Source organism: Nocardioides sp., from assembly GCF_035429765.1.
Lineage (GTDB): Bacteria > Actinomycetota > Actinomycetes > Propionibacteriales > Nocardioidaceae > Nocardioides.
In genome coordinates, this window is the sequence record NZ_DAOMFK010000248.1 from 1 (window position 1) to 3857 (window position 3857).

Below are 3857 nucleotides of genomic sequence, written 5' to 3' on the forward strand. Positions count from 1 at the left end.
TCGCCCCGAAGCACCTGCAGCGGCAGAGCGCGCCCGAGGCCGCCGAGCAGGCCGAGCAGCGCCAGCGTGCCACGGCGGCCCAGGGCGAGTTCGAGCAGGCGCGTGACGCCGCCGAGGCCGTGGGCCGACGCGTCCGGGAGGAGCAGGAGGCCGTGGCCGCGGCCGAGCGCCTGCAGACCCGGTACCGCGAGGAACTGGCCGCCGCCGAGCAGTCCGTCACCGGCGGTGCGCGTCTGGTGGACTCCACCCGGGCCCGGGCGCAGGGGCTGGAGCAGCAGGTGGCGACCGCCGCGCACGAGGCCCAGGAGGCCGCAGCCGCCCTCGCCGACCTGCCGGCGGAACCCGCCGATGCCGACCTCGTCGACACCACACAGGTGGACGACGCGCTCGTTGCGGCGGACAAGGCCATGCGGCTGGCGCGCGAGGAGTTGTCGACCCAGGAGAAGCGTCGGGCCTCGCTGATCGCCCGGTGCGAGGCCCTGCGGTCCGCCGTGGCCCAGACCGGGGAGAGCGGGCTGTCCGAGGACGTGCAGCTCGGTGCCCTGGCCGGCGTGATCCGGGTGCGTCCGGGGTACGAGCGTGCCGTCGCGGCCCTGCTGGGTCCCGACGCCCGCGCCCGGGTGCTGCGGGAGGGAGTCCGCCCCCGTGATGTGCTCGCCCGTGTCGAGGACACCGACGCCGTGCGTCTCGTGGTCCCTGCCCCCACCGCGCAGCTGCGCCTGGAGGACCGGGCCGCGCTGGCCTTCGTGGAGGCCGAGGATGGCGTCCGCGGTGCCCTGGCCCAGATGCTGCGGGACTGCTATGTGGTGGCTGACCTCGATGAGGCGGAGGCCCTGCTCGCCCAGCGGCCCGGTGCCCTTGCGGCCACAACACAGGGCCAGGTGCTCGGACGGGGGATCGCCGGCCAGGGGGAGCAGGGCGCCAATGTCATCGCCCTGCGAAATGCCCTGGAGGAGGCGACCGACGAGCTCGTGGCGGCCGAGGGCTGCTGGCAGCATGCCGTCGACCACGTCGCCCGCATGGAGCAGCAGCAGGCGCAGGCGCGCGCGCACCGTGACGAGGTGCGCAATGCGGCGGCCGCCGCCCAGGCGCGTGCCGCGGCGGCGGTCGAGCGGGATGTCCACGTGCGCCGCCGTGCAGCGACGACCGCCGGGAGGCTGGAGCAGGTGCGGGCCGAGCAGTCCGAGGTGCTGTCGGCGCTCGCCGATCACGAGCGCGACCTGCAACAGGCGCACACGCGCCTCGAACAGCTGCAGGCGCAGGGCGTCCCAACTGTGGACCGGGCGCCGTTGACCGCGCTGCTGGCCGAGCAGGAACGGGTGCGCAACGCCCATCACGAGGCGAGCCTCACCGCCCGGGCCGCCTGGGAGCGGCACAGCGGGTTGCAGTCCCGGCTCACCGAACTGCGCGACCAGGTCGAGCAAGCCCGGGAGTCGCTGGCGGCCGCGGCCCGGCGCCGGGAGCAGCGCGAGCGGACCCTGGTCGTCCTCGGGCGGCTCGAGGAGCTCGCGCGCCGGGTGTCCGCCGCGGTGGACCAGGATGCAGTGGGGGCCGAGTCCGGACTGGCCGTCCTGGAGGGCGACCAGGGCAGGCTGCAGGCCGAGCACAGCCAGGCCCGGACCGAGGCTCTGGACCGGGCGGCGGAGGTGGAGCGCCTGACCCAGGACGTGCACCGCGACGAGGTGCTGCGCGCCGGTAAACGGGCCACCCTCGACCAGCTGACCGAGAAGGCGCTCGACGAATTCGGGCTGACGGTCGACGACCTGGTCGCCGAGTACGGCCCCGACCAGCCGGTTCCCGGGCGCGACGACCAGCCCGACCAGCCGTACGACCGCGACCAGCAGCAGCGTCGCCTCAAGGAGGCGGAGCGTGGTCTGGCGCTGCTCGGCCGCGTCAACCCGTTGGCGCTCGAGGAGTTCGCGGCGATGGAGGAGCGCCACACGCATCTCGTCACCCAGATCGAAGACGTCAAGCGCAGTCGCGAGGATCTGCTGAACATCGTGGCCGACGTGGACGCCCGGGTGCAGGAGGTGTTCTCCCAGGCCTACGCCGATGTCGCCCGGGAGTTCGAGTACACGTTCTCCCGACTGTTCCCGGGCGGTCAGGGCCGGCTCGTGCTCACCGACCCCGACGACCTGCTCACCACCGGTGTCGAGGTCGAGGCGCGGCCGCCGGGCAAGAAGATCAAGCGGCTGTCCCTGCTGTCGGGTGGTGAGCGCAGCCTGACCGCGGTGGCCTTCCTCGTGGCCCTGTTCAAGGCCAGGCCCTCGCCCTTCTACCTGCTCGACGAGGTCGAGGCGGCGCTGGACGACGTGAACCTCGGACGGCTCATCGGCCTGCTCGAGGAGTTGCGCCAGACCTCGCAGCTGCTGGTGATCACCCACCAGAAGCGGACCATGGAGATGGCCGATGCGCTCTACGGCGTCACCATGCGCGAGGGAGTGACGCAGGTCATCAGCCAGCGGATGCGGCAGTTGCAGCCGGTCTGAGCCCGTCCGGGAGAATGGGGGCGTGGATATCGCCCTGTACCTCGTCCTCGGACTGATCCTGCTCGTCACCGTCGTCGTCCTCGGCGTCCGGCTCGTCTCCCGGCGGGGTGCCCCGCCTGTGGCTCCGCCCGAGGTGATCCCGGGTGTGGGCGACGATGCCAGCGTCCCCCGGGACACCGCACTGCCGACGATCGAGGAGGTCGTCCTCCCCGAACAGCCGTCCGCGCCGACCATCGAGCTCGAGCGGCCGAAACCCACGAAGGGGCGGCTGGCGGCGCTGAAGGCCCGGCTGGCCCGCTCCAACTCCGCCCTCGGCCGCGGCCTGCTCGCACTGCTCACCAGTGACCGGCTCGACGAGGCCACATGGGAGGAGATCGAGGACACCCTGATCATGTCCGATCTGGGCGTGGACGCCGCCGGCGACCTCGTGGACCGCCTGCGCACACGGTTGCGGGTCGAAGGCGACGTCGACTGGCGCAGCGCCCTGCATCAGGAGTTGCTGGCGCTCGTCGACCCGGGTCTGGACCGCACGCTCACGGCCTCGCGGCAGGGCGACCGGCCGGCCGTCATCATGGTCGTGGGGGTCAACGGCACGGGCAAGACCACCACGACCGGCAAGCTGGCGCGCGTGCTGGTCGCCGACGGGCACACCGTGGTGCTTGGAGCGGCCGACACCTTCCGGGCGGCCGCTGCGGAGCAGCTGCAGACCTGGGGGGACCGGGTGGGGGCCAAGGTGGTCCGGGGCCCGGAGGCATCGGACCCGGCAGCCGTCGCCTTCGACGCCGTGGCCGAGGCCAACGCCGAGGGTGCCGACTGCGTCGTGATCGACACCGCCGGCCGGCTGCACACCAAGGTCGGGCTCATGGACGAACTGGGCAAGATCAAGCGTGTGGTCAACAAGCAGGGCCCGGTGGACGAGGTGCTGCTCGTCCTCGACGCCACCACCGGGCAGAACGGGCTGGCACAGGCCCGGGTCTTCAGCGAAGTGGTCGACGTCACGGGGGTCGTGCTGACCAAGCTCGACGGCACGGCCAAGGGCGGGATCGTCGTCGCGGTCCAGAAGGAACTCGGTGTGCCGGTCAAGCTCGTCGGGCTCGGCGAGGGCCCCGACGACCTCGCGCCCTTCGACCCCGACGCCTTCGTCAGCGCCCTGCTCGACTGAGCTGCGGCGGCGGTCGCGGCGCACCGCGCAGTCGTGTGGGGTGGGTCAGCCCCCCAGCGCCCAAGCCGTGGTGACGACCTTGCCCTTGTGACACACGATCGCGAGCCGATTGACCTTGGCCGCCTTCTTGCGCGCCGCCGGGGGGCCGTCCTCGCAGGTGGCCTTGAGCTCGTCGAGCGGCCCCGGAAGGGCCTCCCCGGTGGCGA

2 protein-coding genes are annotated in these 3857 nt (G+C 73.0%); both read left to right on the forward strand.

Translation table 11 applies throughout. From position 1 onward, the window contains the following. Positions 1 to 2489: SMC hinge domain-related protein (locus PLP61_RS15520; protein ID WP_324503661.1), on the forward strand; the 2489-nt coding region annotated here is incomplete at its 5' end. A 28-nt stretch (positions 2490 to 2517) separates the two neighbouring features. Next, positions 2518 to 3651, forward strand: a complete 1134-nt coding sequence (ftsY, locus tag PLP61_RS15525; RefSeq protein ID WP_324503662.1) for a signal recognition particle-docking protein FtsY — start codon at positions 2518 to 2520, stop codon at positions 3649 to 3651. The last annotated feature ends 206 nt before the right edge of the window (positions 3652 to 3857 follow it).